Origin of the sequence: Streptomyces sp. NPDC048211, assembly GCF_043202315.1 — a bacterium.
Taxonomy (GTDB): domain Bacteria; phylum Actinomycetota; class Actinomycetes; order Streptomycetales; family Streptomycetaceae; genus Streptomyces.
The window spans coordinates 334,781-352,228 of sequence record NZ_JBIDAD010000008.1 but is presented as its reverse complement, the minus strand read 5'-3'; the positions used below and the strand labels follow the sequence as shown (position 1 = coordinate 352,228).

Annotated in this window: 13 protein-coding genes and 1 pseudogene; 5 read left to right on the top strand and 9 right to left on the bottom strand. The window is 70.4% G+C overall.

Annotation, left to right across the window (positions count from 1 at the left end; all coding sequences use genetic code 11):
- Positions 1-17: 17 nt before the first annotated feature.
- Positions 18-1,529 (bottom strand): hypothetical protein, encoded by a 1,512-nt coding sequence (locus tag ACGFZA_RS28405; RefSeq protein WP_393682784.1) that lies wholly within the window; start codon positions 1,527-1,529, stop codon positions 18-20.
- Between the two features lie 185 nt (positions 1,530-1,714).
- Here ACGFZA_RS28405 and ACGFZA_RS28400 point away from each other — a divergent pair, with 185 nt between their 5' ends.
- Positions 1,715-2,479, top strand: coding sequence for a MerR family transcriptional regulator (locus ACGFZA_RS28400; protein ID WP_393682901.1), 765 nt, complete (start codon positions 1,715-1,717; stop codon positions 2,477-2,479).
- A gap of 30 nt (positions 2,480-2,509) precedes the next feature.
- Here the strand turns inward: ACGFZA_RS28400 and ACGFZA_RS28395 are convergent, their stop codons facing one another.
- Positions 2,510-3,007, bottom strand: a complete 498-nt coding sequence (locus ACGFZA_RS28395) for a cupin domain-containing protein (RefSeq protein ID WP_393682782.1) — start codon at positions 3,005-3,007, stop codon at positions 2,510-2,512.
- A 46-nt stretch (positions 3,008-3,053) separates the two neighbouring features.
- Positions 3,054-3,394: pseudogene (locus ACGFZA_RS28390) on the bottom strand (DUF4267 domain-containing protein).
- A 262-nt stretch (positions 3,395-3,656) separates the two neighbouring features.
- Here ACGFZA_RS28390 and ACGFZA_RS28385 point away from each other — a divergent pair.
- Both ACGFZA_RS28385 and ACGFZA_RS28380 read left to right on the top strand, forming a co-directional pair.
- Entirely contained in the window at positions 3,657-6,254 is a 2,598-nt protein-coding gene (locus tag ACGFZA_RS28385) for a S8 family serine peptidase (RefSeq protein WP_393682781.1), read from the top strand.
- On the top strand, positions 6,254-9,211 hold the full coding sequence (locus ACGFZA_RS28380; protein ID WP_393682780.1) for a hypothetical protein: 2,958 nt from the start codon (positions 6,254-6,256) through the stop codon (positions 9,209-9,211). The genes ACGFZA_RS28385 and ACGFZA_RS28380 overlap by 1 nt, the downstream gene beginning before the upstream one ends.
- 254 nt (positions 9,212-9,465) lie before the next feature.
- Here the strand turns inward: ACGFZA_RS28380 and ACGFZA_RS28375 are convergent, their stop codons facing one another.
- Together ACGFZA_RS28375 and ACGFZA_RS28370 are read right to left on the bottom strand one after the other, a co-directional pair.
- Positions 9,466-10,260 (bottom strand): hypothetical protein, encoded by a 795-nt coding sequence (locus tag ACGFZA_RS28375; protein WP_393682899.1) that lies wholly within the window; start codon positions 10,258-10,260, stop codon positions 9,466-9,468.
- Between the two features lie 199 nt (positions 10,261-10,459).
- On the bottom strand, positions 10,460-11,170 hold the full coding sequence (locus ACGFZA_RS28370; RefSeq protein ID WP_393682779.1) for a non-ribosomal peptide synthetase: 711 nt from the start codon (positions 11,168-11,170) through the stop codon (positions 10,460-10,462).
- 1,845 nt (positions 11,171-13,015) lie between these two features.
- Between ACGFZA_RS28370 and ACGFZA_RS28365 the strand changes: the two genes are divergently transcribed.
- Positions 13,016-13,696, top strand: a complete 681-nt coding sequence (locus tag ACGFZA_RS28365; RefSeq protein WP_393682777.1) for a hypothetical protein — start codon at positions 13,016-13,018, stop codon at positions 13,694-13,696.
- A 43-nt stretch (positions 13,697-13,739) separates the two neighbouring features.
- Here the strand turns inward: ACGFZA_RS28365 and ACGFZA_RS28360 are convergent, their stop codons facing one another.
- The 4 genes from ACGFZA_RS28360 to ACGFZA_RS28345 form a co-directional block, all read right to left on the bottom strand.
- Positions 13,740-13,952, bottom strand: coding sequence for a hypothetical protein (locus ACGFZA_RS28360; protein ID WP_393682775.1), 213 nt, complete (start codon positions 13,950-13,952; stop codon positions 13,740-13,742).
- Positions 13,953-14,099: 147 nt separating this feature from the next.
- Complete coding sequence (locus tag ACGFZA_RS28355) at positions 14,100-15,026, bottom strand: helix-turn-helix domain-containing protein (protein ID WP_393682773.1); 927 nt, start codon at positions 15,024-15,026, stop codon at positions 14,100-14,102.
- Between the two features lie 373 nt (positions 15,027-15,399).
- Entirely contained in the window at positions 15,400-15,741 is a 342-nt protein-coding gene (locus ACGFZA_RS28350; protein ID WP_393682771.1) for a VOC family protein, read from the bottom strand.
- Between the two features lie 63 nt (positions 15,742-15,804).
- Positions 15,805-16,611 (bottom strand): enoyl-CoA hydratase/isomerase family protein, encoded by an 807-nt coding sequence (locus ACGFZA_RS28345; protein WP_393682769.1) that lies wholly within the window; start codon positions 16,609-16,611, stop codon positions 15,805-15,807.
- A 93-nt stretch (positions 16,612-16,704) separates the two neighbouring features.
- On the opposite strand from ACGFZA_RS28345, the gene ACGFZA_RS28340 reads away from it, so the two are divergent.
- Positions 16,705-17,352, top strand: coding sequence for a TetR/AcrR family transcriptional regulator (locus ACGFZA_RS28340; RefSeq protein WP_393682767.1), 648 nt, complete (start codon positions 16,705-16,707; stop codon positions 17,350-17,352).
- The last annotated feature ends 96 nt before the right edge of the window (positions 17,353-17,448 follow it).

Genomic DNA, 17,448 nt, shown 5'->3' with positions numbered 1-17,448 from the left:
CTCCGGCCGGTCCCGGTTCAGCGGTTGTCGCCCGTCGCCTCTCCCGGAACCGCGGCGGTCAGTCCGTACATCGTCGCGACCGGCAGCGCCGGATTCGCGGCAGCCCACCGGGCGAGCTCCGGATCATCGAGCAGCGCCGCGATGCGGTCCTGCGGCAGCCGCGGGTGGCGCGCAGCGTCCGCGCGGACCTGCGGGTCGGGGTCGCGGGTGAGCCGGTCGGCGGCGTCCCCGGACATCCCGGGATCGAGCAGGGCCAGCCGCCGGACCGCCGGATCCTCGTCCCCGGCGAACCGGGCGAGCCCGGCGCGGGGGAAGTTGCCGTGCCCGGTGAGATGCCACCGGTCGCGGCCGGTGTACTCCAGGAAGCAGCGGAGCAGCAGCGCGGCCGGGGCGTCCGGGTGGTTCTGGCCGAGCAGGACGCGTACGCCGAGGTCGGAGTCGTCCGCCAGGAGTGCGACCAGGCCGGTGGGGAGATGCGGCTGCCGAGCGGCCCGCCGCCGCAGCAGCGGGTGGGCGGACAGCGCGAGGGCGCGGACGTGCTCCGGGCCGGGCAGCGACTCGGGGTCGTACACCGGACAGCGGCTGTACCACCCGTCCTGATCCACCTCGTAGTCGATCGCGGCCCGTTCCGCCTCGGTCAGCGCCGGGTGCACGGAGAGGGTGAGGCGCACGCCCGGGTCGGCGTCCACGGCGAGTGCGCGGCGTTCGGCCGGCCCCAGACCGGGCCGCTGCGCGACGCGGGTACGCACCGCGGGGTCGGGGTGGGCGGCCAGCAGGGCCACGGTCTCCGGCGGCGTGCTGTCGTTGCCGGCGATCAGCCAGGCGTCCTGGGGCAGCGCCTCCGCCACGACATCCGGAGCGAGCGCCCCGTGGAGCAGCAGATGGGTACGCGCATGGCAGTGGTGTGCGGGAAGGTCCTCCCGTACCGCGTCGGGATCGAGGAGCCGTTCGTGCAGATGCCGGCTCGCGTCGGCGCTGCTGCGGACCTCCGGATCGGGGTCTGCCAGCAGGGCGTCCCGTACGTCGGGTGTCAGGGACTTCCAGGAGAGGCGGCCGATCCCCATGCTGCGGACCTTGGCCGAGGGATGAGTGGTCATCGCCCGCTGGAGACCGGGCGAGACCAGCCGGTTGAGCTCCCCCAGGTGGTCGTTCTCGTACGTCTCGACGATCCGCACGACGGTCCGGTCCGGCAGCGGCCGGGGCAGGCAGACGTCGTCGGCCCGGGGCTCCCGGGCCAGATGCCCCCGCACGCGGTACTCCGGATCGTCCACCAGCCGTGCCCGCTGCTCCGGATCGGCGTACGGGTTCTGGGCGAAGAAGGCACGCGTCCTCGCGTCCGGGTGGGCCACCACCGCATCCACCACGGCACCGGGCAGCACCCGGTCCCGGCACAGCACCTCCCGAGCCTCGTCCGGCCCGTCCGCGAGCAGCCGCAGCAGGATGTCGACGGGCGCGGCCGGATTGAGCGCCACACCGACCGACCGGAGTGCGGCCGGAACGCCGGTTCCGGGTATCTGCTCATGCGTCACGGCGGAATGGTCGCACGGCCACGCGGGCTCCCGGCCTCCCGGCGTTCCGGCCTCCTGCCCTCCTGGCCTCCTGGCCGGGAACGGGCCGCGTGCCCCCGCCGCGTCCGGCTTGCGCTTTCCGTTGCGTCAACTCCTACGGTCATGGGGTGGCCGGAGGAACCGGCCCGGTGGAGGGAGGCGCGGCCATGGCCTGGTCGATCGCGGAGGTGGTGCGGATGTCCGGGGTGACGTCCCGGACGCTGCGGCACTACGACGAGATCGGCCTGCTGCCGCCTGCGGGGACCGGGAGCAACGGGCACCGCTTCTACGAGGAGGCCGGACTGCTGCGCCTGCAGCGGATCCTGCTGATGCGGGAGCTGGGTCTGGGGCTGCGTGAGATCCGCCGTGTGCTGGACGAGCGCACCGACCCGGTGAGCGCACTGCGCGAGCACAGCAGGCGGCTGCGTGAGGAGCGTGACCGGCTGGACACGCTCGTCCGCACGGTCGAGCGGACCATCACCGAACTGGAGGAAGGGAAGGACGGCAACGCCATGGTGAGGATCAACAGGCCGGAGAACCTGTTCGAGGGGCTCGAACACACCGCGGAGCAGGACTCCGAGGTGCGCGAGCGGTGGCCGGAGGCATGGGCGGAGTCCCGCCGGGCCGTGCGCACGATGACCGATGCGGACCAGGAGGCGTGGCAGCGGGAAGCCACCGCGCAGATGATCCGGCTCGCGGAGTTCATGGTCCTGGGCACACCGGCCGACGACCCCGCGGTGCAGGCGGAGACGGACGCGCACTTCCGGGGCGTCTGCCGGTTCTGGACGCCGAACGCGGAGGCCTACCGGGGCCTGGGCCGGACGTACGTCGACGACCCGCGGATGCGGGCCAACTTCGACCGCATCGCCGACGGCCTGGCCGCGTACCAGCGCGATGCGATGGTCGTGTACGCCGAGGCCCGCCTGAGCTGACCGGGGCCGCCCCCGCCGCCCTCCGACGGCCTACTTGGCCCGCGCCCCGTCCCACGCCTTGCTGCCCAGGAAGTAGGTGTCGTACAACTCCTGCACCTCCAGCAGGCTCTCCGGGGTGACCTCGCCCAGTGCGATGCGCTTCAAGTGGCGGAAGTACTCGAAGCGTTCGACGCCCGGCGTGATGACGATGAGGATGTCGGCATCGCATCCGGGAGCCGCGGCGAAGGCGTGCGGGAGGCCCGGAGGGACGACGACCAGATCGCCGGGCTCCGCGGTGACGACCTCGTCGCCGGAGAGGAACTGGGCGGCGCCGTCCAGCATGTAGAACATCTCGGCGGAGTTGTCGTGACGGTGCGGACGCGCACCGTCGGCGCCGCCCGCGAGGGTGACCCGCTGGGTGGAAAGCGCACCGCCGGTCTCGCTGCTGTCGGCCAGCAGACGGATCGTGGTGGGCGCGCCACCGACCACTTCGGCGTCGGCCGAGCGGACGATCACGGACGAGGAGAAGTCGGGCAGGACGAGGGACATGAGGAACTCCTGGGGTCTGCGGCGCCCGTACGGGCGCCCCGGTGGCTCAGACGGCGAACAGCAGGGCCGCGCTGATGAGGACGGCGACGGCGGTGGCGAAGTGGATTTCGTACGCGACGGCCTTGGTCCCTCCGTTCCGCAGCACGATCACGGTGTCCCCGAGCGGGCACAGTGCCACGACCAGCATGAACCAGCCCCCGGCATGGGCACCCTCGAACGCCGGCAGGGCCGGCCCCATGATGCCGAACGTCCCGTCCCGCACCCGTCGGCCTTGGCGGGCACCCCGTAGCCTGCGGCGGCCGGACCGGGCCGGAACAGGAACCGGATCCCGATGAACAGGACGAGCAGGTCGAGCATGCTTGCCAAGGTGCAGGCAGCGAGGGTCATGTGACCGCTCCTCGGGAAACGGATGTGCGGGCGCAGCATTACGCCGCATCAGCTTCGAAGAATCCGAGCACCCCGGCAACAACGATCTCGGCAACGGACCGTCTACCTCTGAGTTCACGATCTCCGGAAAACGGCCGTCTGCCAGCGGCGGCGGGGCCGCACCGGGGCGGACACGGCGAGAACAAGTGGCCTGTAATGGCCGAGTAACGGCGGCCTCCTAGGGTCCGGTCACCCGACCGCCTTCCCCCGGAGGAGTGCCTCGATGCACCTGCCCCGATCGCCCAGGCGTAGACGCGCCGTGTGGGCGGTGGCCTCGCTCAGCGCGGCTGCCGCGCTGCTGGCCAGTCCCGTACCCGCCCTTGCCGACTCCGCCGACTCCGCACCGTCGATCCCGGCATCGGTCAAGATCGACGCCGGACTCGCGTCCGCCGTGCGCAACGGCGCGGACGCCCGCTTCTTCGTCGTGCTCAAGGACCAGGCCGACCTCACGGCCGCCAAGCGCAAGACGACCCACGCCCAGGCGGCCCAGGCCGCCTACAAGTCGCTGCGCGACACCGCGCACAAGGGCCAGCGCTCGCTCGCCGCCTTCCTCGACAAGGAGAAGGTCGGGCACCAGGACTACTGGATCGCCAACACGGTCCAGGTGACCGGCGACCAGGCGCTGGTGGACGAGCTGGCGAAGCGGTCCGACGTGGCCCGGATCGTCAAGGCACGGACGTACAAGCTCGACGACATCGAGACCTCCGACGCGAAGGTCACCGCATCGCGCACCGTCTCGGCAGGGGCCGACTCCTCCGCCACGGGCGACGACACCCCGGAGTGGGGCGTCAAGGACATCAAGGCCGACCAGGTCTGGTCGCAGTACGACAACCGCGGCGAGGGCATCGTCATCGCCAGCGTCGACTCGGGTGTGCAGTACGACCACCCGGACCTGGTGCAGCAGTACCGGGGCAACAACGGCGACGGCTCGTTCACGCACGACTACAACTTCTACGACCCGTCCGGGGCCTGCGGCACGTCCGGTACGCCGTGCGACAACCAGGGCCACGGGACCCACACGATGGGCACGATGGTCGGCAAGCACGGCATCGGTGTCGCCCCGGACGCGAAGTGGATCGCGGCCAAGGGCTGCGAGTCCGACAAGTGCACGGACGACTACCTCCTCAAGGCCGGTCAGTGGATCCTCGCCCCGACCGACCACAACGGGCAGAACCCGCGCCCGGACCTCGCGCCGAACATCGTCAACAACTCCTGGGGCGGTGACGACAACACCTTCTACAAGGAGATCGTCGAGGCCTGGAACTCCGCGGGCATCTTCGAGGCCTTCGCGGCCGGCAACGACGGTGACGGCGTCACCTGCTCCACCACGCACCCGCCGGGCGCGCAGGTCGCCTCCTACGGCGTGGGCGCGTACGACTCCACCGGGAAGATCGCCAAGTTCTCCGGCTTCGGCCCCTCCCCGATCGACGGCCTCGCGAAGCCGAACATCTCGGCACCGGGCGTCGACGTCACGGCCACCTGGCCCGGTTCGTCGTACAACACCATCAGCGGTACGTCGATGGCGACCCCGCACGTCGCGGGCGCGGTCGCGCTGCTGTGGTCGGCGGCCCCCTCGCTCATCGGTGACATCGAGGGCACCCGCGCGCTCCTGAACGAGGGCGCGCGCGACGTCGAGGACACGCACTGCGGCGGCACCGCCGGCATGAACAACGTGTGGGGCGAGGGCAAGCTCGACATCTTCGCCTCCGTGGAGAAGGCCCCGCACACCGCGGTGACGGTGTCCGGAAAGATCACGGACAAGGCGAGCGGCGCCGCGCTGTCGGGCGTCACCGTCAAGGCCACGAACGACTCCACGAACCGCTCGGTGACCACCGGTACCGACGGCTCCTACCGGCTGTCGCTGCTCCCGGGCACCTACAGCTTCTCGGCCGGCTCCTACGGCTACGTGACCGGCACGGTCTCGGGCGTCGAACTGGCCACGGGTCAGCCCCTGACGCAGGACCTCTCGCTCACCGCAGTGCCGGCGCACCAGGTGACCGGCAAGGTGCTCGACGTCACCGGCCGGCCGCTCGCGAAGGCCACCGTCTCCGTGACCGGCACCCCGATCGCGGCGGTCGCCACCGACAGCCAGGGCCTGTTCACCCTGCCGAAGGTCGCCGAGGGCGCCTACACGCTGTCCGTCGCCCCGGCCGCCCCGGTCGTGTGCAACGGCGTCTACAACGGCGCGCTGAAGGTCGACGGCGACGAGACGGCAGACGTCAAGCTGCCCAACCGTACGGACGCGGCCGGTACCTACTCCTGCGCCCCCGTCGCCTCCTCCTGGGTCAAGGGCTCGAAGAGCGTCGCCCTGACCGGTGACGAGGACGCCACGAAGATCAGCCTGCCGTTCCCGGTGCGCCACTACGGCGTGAGTTACACCAGCGCCTCCGTCACCACCAACGGCCTGGTCAACTTCCTGCAGCCGCGCCTGGGCGACTACGTCAACACCGCTCTGCCGGCGGCCGCCCAGCCCAACGGTGTCGTCGCCGCCTTCTGGGACGACCTGACCCTGGACAAGAAGTCGAGCGTCCAGACGGCCGTCACCGGCAAGACCGGCTCCCGGCAGTTCGCCATCGTGTGGAACAACGCCGCCTTCGTCTCCGACACCTCGGTGCGTGTCTCCTTCGAGGTCCTCTTCGACGAGGCCACCGGCGCCGTCACCCTCCAGTACAAGGGCCTCGGCAGCGCCGCCTCGCAGCGCGGCGGTTCGGCCACCACCGGCATCGAGAACCAGGCGGGCACCGACGGTCTCGGCAGCTCGTTCAACGAGACCGTCCTCAGCGACGCCACCGCCCTCCGCTTCTCCCCGAAGGACATCTGATGAGAAACCCGCAACGACGGGGCCTGCGCCTGGCCTCCATGCTGGTTGCCTCCGGCCTCGCCCTGAGCATCGCCCCGGCGGTCCACGCCGACGACAGCAACGGCATCCTGAAGCTCACCGACAGCCAGGCCGCGGAGATGGCCGGCCGCCTCATGCCCGACGTCTACGGCGACGGGCGGAGCCAGGCAGATGCCCGGGAGGCAGCCCAGGCAGCCAAGGCAACCGCCGACAAGACCGCCGCCTCCGCGGCGGGCGAGGACGCCTCCACGGCCGACAGCGGTGCGTCGACCGACGCCACCAGTCCCTGGAAGCTGACCAAGAAGTCCGGCATCGAGGGCGCCCAGGGCATGGCCGCCACCTTCCCGGTCGGCGGCTCGAAGGGCGACTACTTCAGCGTCAACGGGCTCAGCCCGATCCAGCGCGTCGGCGCCGACGGCAAGCAGCTCTGGTCGCGTGACGCCACGTCCCTGGACACGGACTGGCAGATCACCCCGTCCCCGCGCGGCAGCAAGGAGCCCTACCCGCCCGCCGTGGTGATGGGCTTCAACGCGATCAGCCCGTTCGCCATGGCCAGTGACGACGGTGTCACCACCGGCGACCTGACGGGCGACGGCGTGGACGACATCGTCTTCACCGCCGAAAACGGCGTACTGCCCTACCGCCCGTTCACCTCCCCCGGCTCCTCGCTGCCCAACGGCACCTTCGTCACGGTCCTGGACGGCGCCACCGGCAAGACACTGTGGTCGAAGCTCTACGCGGCCGCCTACAACGTCAAACTGGTCGGCAAGACACTGGTGATCGCGGACTCCGCGTTCTCCAACATGAACTCCCCGGCCGGCTCCAAGGCCACCCTGACCGGCATCCGCTTCGACTTCGCCGACGGCAAGCTCACCCCGAAGCAGACCTGGACGCACGAAGCAGAGCTCTACAACGGCGTCCAGTGGGGCTCGCTCCAGCCGCTGGGCGACGGGCTGATCGCCGCATCCTGGAACCAGGACCGCGACTACGCCACCGACCAGAACCCCAGCGGCCACACCCTGGTGATCGACACCGAGGACGGCAGCGTCAAGTGGGAGCAGACCGGGAGCCTCTACGTACGGCAGCTGCGCCTGGACGCCAAGCGTGACCGCGTCGTGGCGCTGGAGCAGTCGGACTACACCGAGGGCGTGAAGTACGAGATCGCCGCGTACGACATCGCCGACGGCACCCGGACCACCCTCACCGAGCGGATCAACGCGCTTCCCCTCGCACTGGAGATCGGTGACATTCAGGGCAGCGCCAAGCCGGAGTACACGGTCAGCGAGTCGACGCTCTCCGAATCCCCGTACAGCCCGGTTCCCGACATGAACACCAACAGCGTCCGCGCGCTCGACGGCGACGACGCGAGCCTGCTCTGGGCGCGCACCGTCAAGCGGACGGGCGACGAGGGCGACGTCGCCGCCGCCTGGGGCCTGAAGGCGGTCGACGGCAAGATCGTCGCCTCCTACCTGGACGACACGGACTTGCAGGCCGCCGAGAACCGCTACGGCTCCCACTACGCCAAGATCTCCGTCCTGAGCGGTACCAAGGGTGCCGTGAAGTGGGAGAAGAGCGGCGTCATCGGCTCGCCGTTGTACACCGAGCCGTTCAAGGACGGCTCGTGGCGGATACGGACCGTCGACACCGACCAGAACGTACGCGTCTACAACGTCGGCAACGGCGCGCAGAAGGCCGTGCAGCCGCTGGAAGGCGTCCCCACCACCGCCGCCACCACGGACATCAACGGCGACAGGAAGAACGACGTCGTCCTCGGCGGCTCGTCCAACGGCCTGTTCGCCTACGACGGCACGTCGATGGTGTCCGGTCAGCCGAAGCGGCTGTGGTCGGCGACGCTGCCCGGCCGCGTGGTCCAGGTCATCAAGGCCGACACCACCGGCGACGGACGCGACGAGCTGATCGTCGCCGCGAGTACGGCGACCGCCATCGTCGACGCCCGCACCGGCAAGGTCCGCACCGTCATCGAGGCGGGCGCCGGCGAGTACGTCCGTAACGTCGTGGCTTCCGACCTCGACGGCGACGGCGTCGCCGAGGTCACCGTGGCGACCGACAAGGTCCGCGCCTACGAGGGCAACGGCTCCCTGAAGTGGGAGTACACGGTCCCGGCGGAGATCGGCACCCCGGCGTTCGCCGACCTGTCGGCCGCCGACGGCAAGATCTACGCCCAGTACCAGTCCCGCGGCCAGGGCCCCACCGCTCCGGTCGCTGTGGGCGGCGTCGCGCTGAACGGCAAGGACGGCTCGGCCGCCTGGTCGTTCACCCCGAAGGCACCCAGCACCAGCCAGGGCGACGTCCTCGGCATGCCGCTGCGCGCCGGCACGTTCGCCTCGTCCGGCATCCCGTACGCCGACGGTCACGCGGTGGTCTTCACCTACGTGGTGCGCGGCAACTCGGAGCAGCTGCCGCCCAACCAGCTGACCAACATGGTCCAGATCCGCGACGGCCGCACCGGCGAACTGCTGCACGAGGCCGAGGCGGGCGGCTACGCCACCCTGGCCAACTGGACGACGGGCCCCGAGGGCCTGGTGGAGAACAGCCTCGCCTCGCTCCGCACCTACGGCGCGGATGGCGTGGACGGCCACGCCCGTGCCATCGCCGAGATCCGCAGCGGCTCCTTCGCCACGGGCCCCGACGGCGCCCGCATCCTCGTCCGCAGCGGCGAGACGTTCGTCGCGCTCTTCAGGCCCGAGGTGCTGAAGGCCGACGTCGAGCCGTACCAGTTGGCCGTCACCGGCTTCAACGCCTGGGGAGCCCGCGAGCACTTCGTGGCCGACCTCGACGGCGACGGCAAGGACGAGATCGTCACCCTGCCCTTCGACGCCTACGGCACCGACCGCACGGCGGGCCTCGTCGGCAACGAGGTCTCGGGCTCCTACACCGCCATCCGTTCGGCCATCACCCTGACCATCGACAACGCCTGACATCCCGCACCCTCTGAGCCGGCGTTTCCCGCACCAGTGCGGGGACGCCGGCTCACGCGTTTCCCGCAAGCCCAGTTGGCGTGTGCCGGCATGTAACGCACCAGTAATGGCAACGACATACGGTTCCGGAGATCCCTACGCCTCGCCCGGCTTCTCTGGGGTGGTACTGGGGAACCGCCGACCGGCGGAATTTCAGAGAGGGCGAGGCGTAGGGATCGCCCCTGGGTGGCGACGTCGGCGGTCGGCCGCTCCGCTCAGCCCGCCGAAGCGTCGCGTGTCGCCTCGCGTGCCTCGGCGAGGGCGCGCTGCCTGATGCCGACGAACAACCGCATCCTGGTGGCGGCCATGACGTCATCCCGACCGACGGTCCGCCTGGCCCCGCTGCGGACGGACAGGGCCCGGAGGGATTCGTCGAGCGCGAGGGGCGGAGCCGGTTCGCCGCCCGGCATCACTGAGGCGACCGTACCGAAACGCTTGACCCCGTCCTCGCGGACGACCATCACCGCGTCCCGGGCGAGGTCCGTCAGGAACGTGCTCGCGATCCCGTCCAGGTCGCGGACCATCGCCGGGACGGCCGACACCCCCTGGCTACGCAGCAGCTTCCTGACCCCGGCCTCGAACCGGTGGGAGCCGGCCACAGCGCTCGGTCTGCGCGACCTGCTGCGCTTGGGAGGGGTCACGATGACACCCTCGGCGTCGCGCACGACACCCATCCGCTCCTTGAACGTCGAGCTGTATCCGAACCACGTGCCCCCCACGTCGAGTTCGACGTCCCGGTCGATCGCCGAGATCAGGTCCGTGGGAAGCAGTCTCGTTCGGTTCTCCTCTGCCGCCGCCCTCCTCGCGGCGTCGATGATCTCCGTCAGCACGGTCCGCGTCACCGACGCGGCTGCTATCGCGGCCGGCCGGGAGACGTGCATCGGGGTCAGGTCCCTGAACACTGCTTTGGCGAGAGAAGGCGTGAACGGTGAGACGTCCGCCCGGTCGATGGTCTTCCCGTAAGCGTTCACGGCATCAGCCCGGGGCGGGGTGGTAACGGTGGCGTTCATAGGAGGGATGCTGCCAGTGATGTCTGACAACTGGGTCCGTGCGAGGTACCGGTGGAGGTCACGGTGTACCCGGCAGGTCGGCTGGAGATAGCCGACCTGCCGGAGCATCGCCTGCTGGAACTGGAACTGGAACTGGAACTGGAGCCGGCCGCCGCCGAAGTCCAGCAGACGGCCGGGCAACTGCTGACCGGGAATCGGCTCACTGGATCAGCTCGATGTGCGGGTGGTCCGGGGATACCGGGCAGACGTGCAGTTGCAGGCCGTAGCCTCCGGCGAGGCCGAGCATGGTCGGGTTGTGCGGTTCAGGATGGGTGGTGGATGACAGCGAGCGGGCACGGTCCTCGTGGGGAATCCAGTCGGGATAGTTCGAGTTCCATTCCTCTGAGGCGATGGTCAGCAGCGGATCCATTTCGGTGCCGCATGAGGGACAGAGCCGGGGCCGGGGATCGGTGAGGTCCCAACGGGTCCATCCACCGACCTTCCAGCCGGGAGCGACGGACAGCCTGCCTGTGTAGAACTCATTGTAAAAATCCTTCGAGTAGGGCCTGTCAGAGCTGTCCAGGGGGTAGGGCGTGTCAGAGCTGCCCAGAACGGCGCCGGCTTCCTGCCATCTGCGCCAGTCCTCCAGCTGTTGCTGGAGCCCTTTGCCCAGTTCCATGATGTTGGGGTACTCGGTGATCTGCTCCGGTGCCAGCAGGCACGGCTCCGGCAGGTAGCCGGGGAACTGGATCGCGGGCGGTTCGGGGGGTGTGTCGAGGATGTCGGTGACTGTGTCGGCGGACCGCCAGAACAGCGCGGTCTCGGGATGCGCGAGGTGGTCGAAGGGGCACCACAGCACTTGAAGCAGATCTGCCTCGGCCTGCCCGGGCGGGCACAGCATGGGGACGTCGCGTACGTACAACTGGGCCACGGGCAGCAGGGGTATCGGGCCCTCGGGCCATGGGCGGCCGGTCTGGATCCGCTCAGCGATCGCCGTTCCGCGGGCGTGTACCGGGTCCTCGGGGGCTCGCCACCCGGCCGGTTTGCCACCGCCGCCTGTATGCGTCGCTGCTGCCGCACGTCCTCCGGCGAATGGATCGCGTTGAGCCCGTCCCACTTGTGCGGTCCGTCGCAGTGCGGCCACGGCTCGTCGGCGGGCCACAGCAGCGGCCCGCCGACTGAACTCTCGTACGGTGTGGGCGACCCGGGGCGGGGATGCAGCCGGGTCGCCGTGCGTGCCAGCGGGGTCAGTTGCGGGGCGACCGCGGTGACGTCGACCGGGCGGGGCGGGGTGGTACGGGTACGGAGTGCAGCGTCAACACTCATGGCCCGCTCGGCGCACACCGACCGGATCTCGTCCAGCAGGCCGGGGTAGTGCTCGCCGTATGTGTTCAGGGCATGCCATACCGCGTCCAGTGCAGCCGTGAGCGGTGCGGGCTTGGCAGCGGCGAGCACGGCGGGAAGAGCGAAGTGCGGCTGCGAGATCAGGCCCCGGGTCTGTGGCGTAGCGGCAGGGTGCACCGTCACGAAGGCCTTGTTCGTTGTGTCGGCGGACGGTGGCGGGACGTACGGAGGCCGCTGCGGAGGTATCGCCCCGAGCACCGACGTGTCCGGTACCCGAGGGTCGGAGCGCAGGGCCTCCCGCATCCGGGCCGGGTTGTCGAACGGCGCCGGCAGAGGGTGTCCCTCCGCCAATTCCGAGAGCGCCCGGGCCACCCACGGCACATCGGTCAGGCCTGCGGCCTCGCACGCACGCCGCGCGGCCAGCAATGCCACTGCACGCTGGACCTCGGGACCCACGACATCGAGGGCGTGCACCAGGTCGCTGTCGAAGCGGAGCAGACCCAGGACGTTGCTCTCACGGGCACGACGCAGCCGCTCACTCGGCAGCCGTCCACCCCACTCCCATTCCTCGTGGTGCAGGCGCCGCCCCTCGGCGGCTTGTTCGGCCCGCTCCTCGGCGGCCCGTTGGAACACCTGGCGAGTCAGACGGCCGGCCTCGGCGAGCTGTTCGGGCGTGCGCGCCGTCGCGCGAGCGTACATGTGCAGGTCCCCGGCCATCCGCGAGGTGTGGCGGATGACCTCGTCCGGGCGGGGTGGGGCAGGCCAGAACTGCAGGAGGTAACTGTCCGCCTGCGGCTCCCCGGCACCTCTGGTGGAGAGCTCCCTTCCCTCGTCCATTCCCCGGGCGCAGTACCGGACCCGGTAGTCGGTCCGAGCGAGACCCAGGTCCCATGCGGCCTCGGCGTCCCCCTGTACCAGCCGTGTGCGTTCCGACGCGGGGCGGTAGGACACCTCCATCACGTCATCCCAGACCGGGTCCAGCGCAGGTGCCGTTTCGTGGACTTCCACGACAAAGCCGACGTCGCCCGCGTACAGCCCGGTGGACAGGACGATCACACCTGGTGCCGCAGCGCCGCACAGCCCCCCGATCTGGTGGGTGAGCGCCTTGGCGAGGTCAGGTCTGACGCCGCCAGGATCGCTCTCGACGTAGATCTGGCGATCGTGGACGCACACCTCACCTGCGACCGGCCTATGCACAGCACTCCCCTCGTCGAGCACGGCTCAAAGCCTCTGCCAGGCAGGCCGTCACGTGCCCAGCATCATGCCGCAGGCCACTGACAACACTGCCGACCCCGTCTCGGGCGGCAGGCACCGACCGCGAGCAGATGCCCCCGCGAAAGCCCCAGTCGGCGAACGCCCCCGTACGGGGCCCGGCTTCGAGGTGAGTACACGTACTCATGGCTGTGGCGGCGCGCGACTCTACGTTGACGACATGCCTCGAATAGCGCACGCCGCAGCCACCCTCGCTCTGGGCGCACTCACTCTCACCGCCTGCTCCAGCACGCCCCAGGCCGCCGCCATGAAGACCGACAGGGTCGCCCCGGCGTCCGAGGGCGAGGGCTCCGGCGAACCGGTGGTCGATTTCATGAGGCTGTCCCTCGGGCTTACCGCCGACTGCCCGCCGCTGGACGACAGCAAGACCGACAAGGTCCTCGGCCCCGGCGAGATCCCCACCGTTCCCGAAGAAGACCCCTCCATCAAGCCCACGGGTGATCCCGGCGACCGCCTTCCCGTGCCCGCCGATCCGCCCGTCACCGAGGACTCCGCGCCGCCCGTGCCCGACGGGAGCCTTCTGGAGCCGGTCCCGCTCACCAAGCCCGAGATCTGCTACGCGGACAAGTTCGCCGCGCACGTCACCACCGCCCTCAAGGGCACGGGCGAGGACGCCGCCGAGGTGCGGACCGCACTCAACCGTGCCGGATACCCGGACGAGTTGATCGTGAACATGAAGTCCGAGGGCGGCTCCCCCCGCGTGCGGCTCGACCTGCGCGAATGGGACACCCATGTCGCCCTCCAGGTGGTGCACCACGGCACCGAGGGCACCGTCGCGGAGAAGTTCGGCGCACAGCCCACCGCGCCTCTCGCGGGCGTCCGGTACGTCCCGGAGGGGTGACCCCGCAGGAGGCCCCGCCCCGAGGCCGCTGCGTGTGCGCTTCTCAGGGGCGCAAGGCCTCAAGTTCGGCCGCGCGACGGAGATCCTTGGGGCGGCCGAGGGCGTGCCGCATACGGATCAGGTCGTCCAACTCGACGTACTGGATGTCGAACCCAGCCGGGTCACAGGTGCGCAGGGCCCGGGCGAGGCAGGGCGTGACATCCATGTCGCCCCAGGGAAGGGCGGGCGTGCACAGGTCGCCGCTGACACCGGTCACCTGGTAGGCCACCTGCGGCCGGTCCAGCTCGGGCAGCGCCGTGCAGCCTGTGGCGGCCAGGGCCTCATGCAGGGCCCGGAGAAGGGGCAGTGGGGCGAAGCCGAGCGCACCGTCTGTGGAGCGCTGCGGTCTCGTTCACCGGCCCATTCAACCGCAGCTGTTCAGCGGGTACGTGTCCGTGGCCCCTGCGCACTCGTCGCAGCTGCCCGGCTCCGGAGCCCTGAACGCCCGGTCGCAGCCGTCGCAGTTCTGCATCGGCACCGGGCGGAACGCGGCAGGCAGGGAGCGCCCGGACGGCAGGGAGACCGTGAGCCGGTGCCTCACCAGCTGTGCCGGGAACCGTACGGGCCTGGGCAGGTCCGCGGTGAGCGCTTTGCGTACGGCGGCGGGCGAGGCGTCGCGCTCGAACCATGCCGCCACACCGGGAGCGAGGAAGTCGATCTGCTCCTCGGTCAGGACGAGTTCGGCGTCCTGGTTCTGTAGCCCGACGAGGAGGAGCGCGGCAGCCTGGAGCAGCTGCGGCCGGGGATTGACCGGCTGGGGCAGCGGTGGGCGCGGGGGCTTCTTGGCGGTGGGCGCGGGGACGCGGGGGAGGGGCGCGGGGTGCGCCGGGGACGGCGCGGGGGTGGGCTCGGGTGCCGGTGCCGGTGCCGGTGCCGGTGCCGGGGCCGGGCGGGGCTTGCGCGGCTTGACCGTCTGCGTCTGCGTCTGCGCCTTGGCGAGGGCGGCAGGGTCCGGGTGGTTGTACGAGACGGTGCGCGTGTAGACCTTCCCCTCCGGCGAGCGCACCCGGGTGCGCTTCAAGTAGCCGTGCTGCTCCAGCTCCCGCAGGGCCCCGGCGATGCGGTGCTCGCTGTCGGCGGGCAGGCGGGCGGCGAGGGTCTTGATGCCGATCTTGGCGCCGGGCGGCAGCGACTGGATGTGGAGGGCCAGGCCCCGGGCGGCGAGGGAGAGTTCGGGGTGCTGACTGAGGTGATTGCCCACGACGGTGAAGCGTTCGGTGTGGCGGACGTTGACATGTTCGACGCCAGAGGGCGGGACATAGGGGGCCGCGATAACCTGCGAGGTAGCCATCAGGAAGGGGTTCACTTCCGTGTTGGTCAGGCCCCCGCTCGGGATTGTCGTCCCGGCGGGGGCCGTCAGAGGTCTGAAGTTTGGTGCGGCGAGCATATGCCACGCAACCGGGGGCAAATCCAGCTCAGTTGGCGAACCTCACCCGTGCGGGTGACGAGGACGCCGGGCGGGTTGGGTGGGTATTCAGTTCTCTTCCAAGAGCCTTTAAAAGCCTTTACGTCGCGGCGCACCGGGACGCGGAAATCCACGATGTGGGTACCGCGTCGTGGATTCCCGCGACCCGGTGGCGCACGATCCGGGGGCAGGCCCGGCAGGCCCGGCAGGCCCGGCAGGCCCGGCAGGCGTACTGGGCAGCCAGGGCGTGACGGGTCACTCAGGGGCCGACGTACTCGTACACGCCCCCGTGGGGGTGGCGGAGCACCGCGCGATGGCCGTTGGGGGTGGGCTGGGCCGGTCTCAGCACGGCGGCCCCGGCCGTTACGGCTTCGTCGACTGCCGCCTCCAGGTCGACGACCGCCAGAGTCGCCGCGACTCCGGCGATCTGTTGCACCGCCTCGTCGGGCCCGCTGAACAGCAGGAAGGGGCCGATGGCAGCCAGAGTCACCCCGGCGAAGGCGAAGCGGGCGGCCGTCAGGCCAGTCAACTTCTCGTAGAAGGGGATGGCTGCATCCAGGTCGTCAACACGCTGGCGCGCAATTACGGAGTCGATGTTCATGGTCGCTGGGGGCTCCTTGGAGTGTGCCGGGTGTCCGGATGGCCGGGTGAGTTCGCGGCGGCGCTAATGGCCACTGCCGGCCAGAAGTTGACGCGCATACAGGCCACGCAGATCCTCGGAGATCCTGCGCCGCCACGGGCGGCTGACGACCGCATGGGTGAGTCGACGGGATGTACGAGGCGCAGCCATGACCGTCTCCGCGATTCGGCGGGCCCGGTCCATCAGCTGTTCCCTCGGGAGCACCTCGTTGACCAGCCCCCATCGCAGCGCGGTCGCGGAGTCGATCCCCTTGCCCGTGTAGGCGAGGTGGGCGGCACGCTTGGTGCCGATCAGCTCCTCCAGCGCCAGGTGCATGCCGTCGCCGGGCACCGAACCTGCGGCGAAGTTCCCGTCCGCGATCACCACGTCGTCGGCGCACAGGGTGATGTCGCACATCAAGGCCAGTTCCTGTCGCGGTCCGGGCCCGTTCAGGACACCGATGGTCGGTACGTCGACGTGGAGAACCAGGCCCTCAAGCAGCCGTACCCCGTCTGCGTACTGCTCGTACAGCATGTCGCTGGACCACTGCGACAACGGTTGCGCGAACGACCGGTGGTCCACCCCGGCCATCCAGTGTCCGTCCGTGCCCGTGATGATCACGACCTCGTTGTCCGGGTCCGCGCCGGCCTCCGTGAGCACGCGCCCCCAGGCGTTCAGCAGCGCACGCGAAAGGACGGCCGATCGGCCCGCAGTGTGCATACGGATCTCGATGACTCCCGCGTCCCGTTGGATGGCGAAGTGCTCGGAGAAAGCGGTGGCATACCGATCCAGCGACGGGCGTTCCACGAAGCCGCCGACAAGCTTGTCGCGATCACCAAGGGCATCGGGCATCGGGCATCGAACCTTTCGATCGGCAGGAGCCTGGCGCCTCACCATGCCACAGTAAACGGGGTCAGACCCCATTTAGTGAGAAGACGGGAACGAATGCAGCCAGACGACGAGGTGCGCGCGGGTGCCGATCGGCACGTGCGTGCCGATGCCCGGATCAGCCGCGAGCGGATCATGGCATCAGCCGGTCAACTCTTCGCGCAGGAAGGTGTGTTGGTTTCGCTGGAGCGGATTGCCGGGCATGCGGGCGTCGGCTCGGCGACGCTGCACCGCCACTTCCGGGGGAGACACGCACTTGCCGCTGCGGTGATGGACGAGCGGGTCGGGGCCCTCTGCGCGCGAGCACGTGGGCTCTCGGACGAGTTCGGACCAGGGCGGGCCCTTGACCTGTGGATGCGGGAAGTCGTGGAGCACAACTGCACGTTCCGTGGCCTTGCCGCGCTGCTCTCCGAGGAGCCGGCCGAGTCCGGGACACACGTGGAGGCCCGTCACGACGAGGTGCGTGCGGCGGGCGGGGAGCTCCTGCGACAGGCACAGCAGGAGGGCGCGGCCCGGAGCGATCTCACGATCTCGGATCTGCTCACCCTGGCCAACGGCATCGCGGTAGCCACCGAGGGTGCCCGGGAACGGGCGAAACAGATCGGTCACCTGCTCGATGTCGTGGTGACCGGCGTGCGGCCCCGCGGAGAGCCGGACCCGTACGAAAAGCCGTCCGGTGGCGGCCGGGGCCTCCGCGGGGAATGATCAATCCGCCGATGCGGTGGCATGCCGGACGGGAGTTGGCCGCGCAGCGCACCCCGCCGGCGCTTTCAGGGCGCTCCGGTGTCCCGGGCCGGCCCC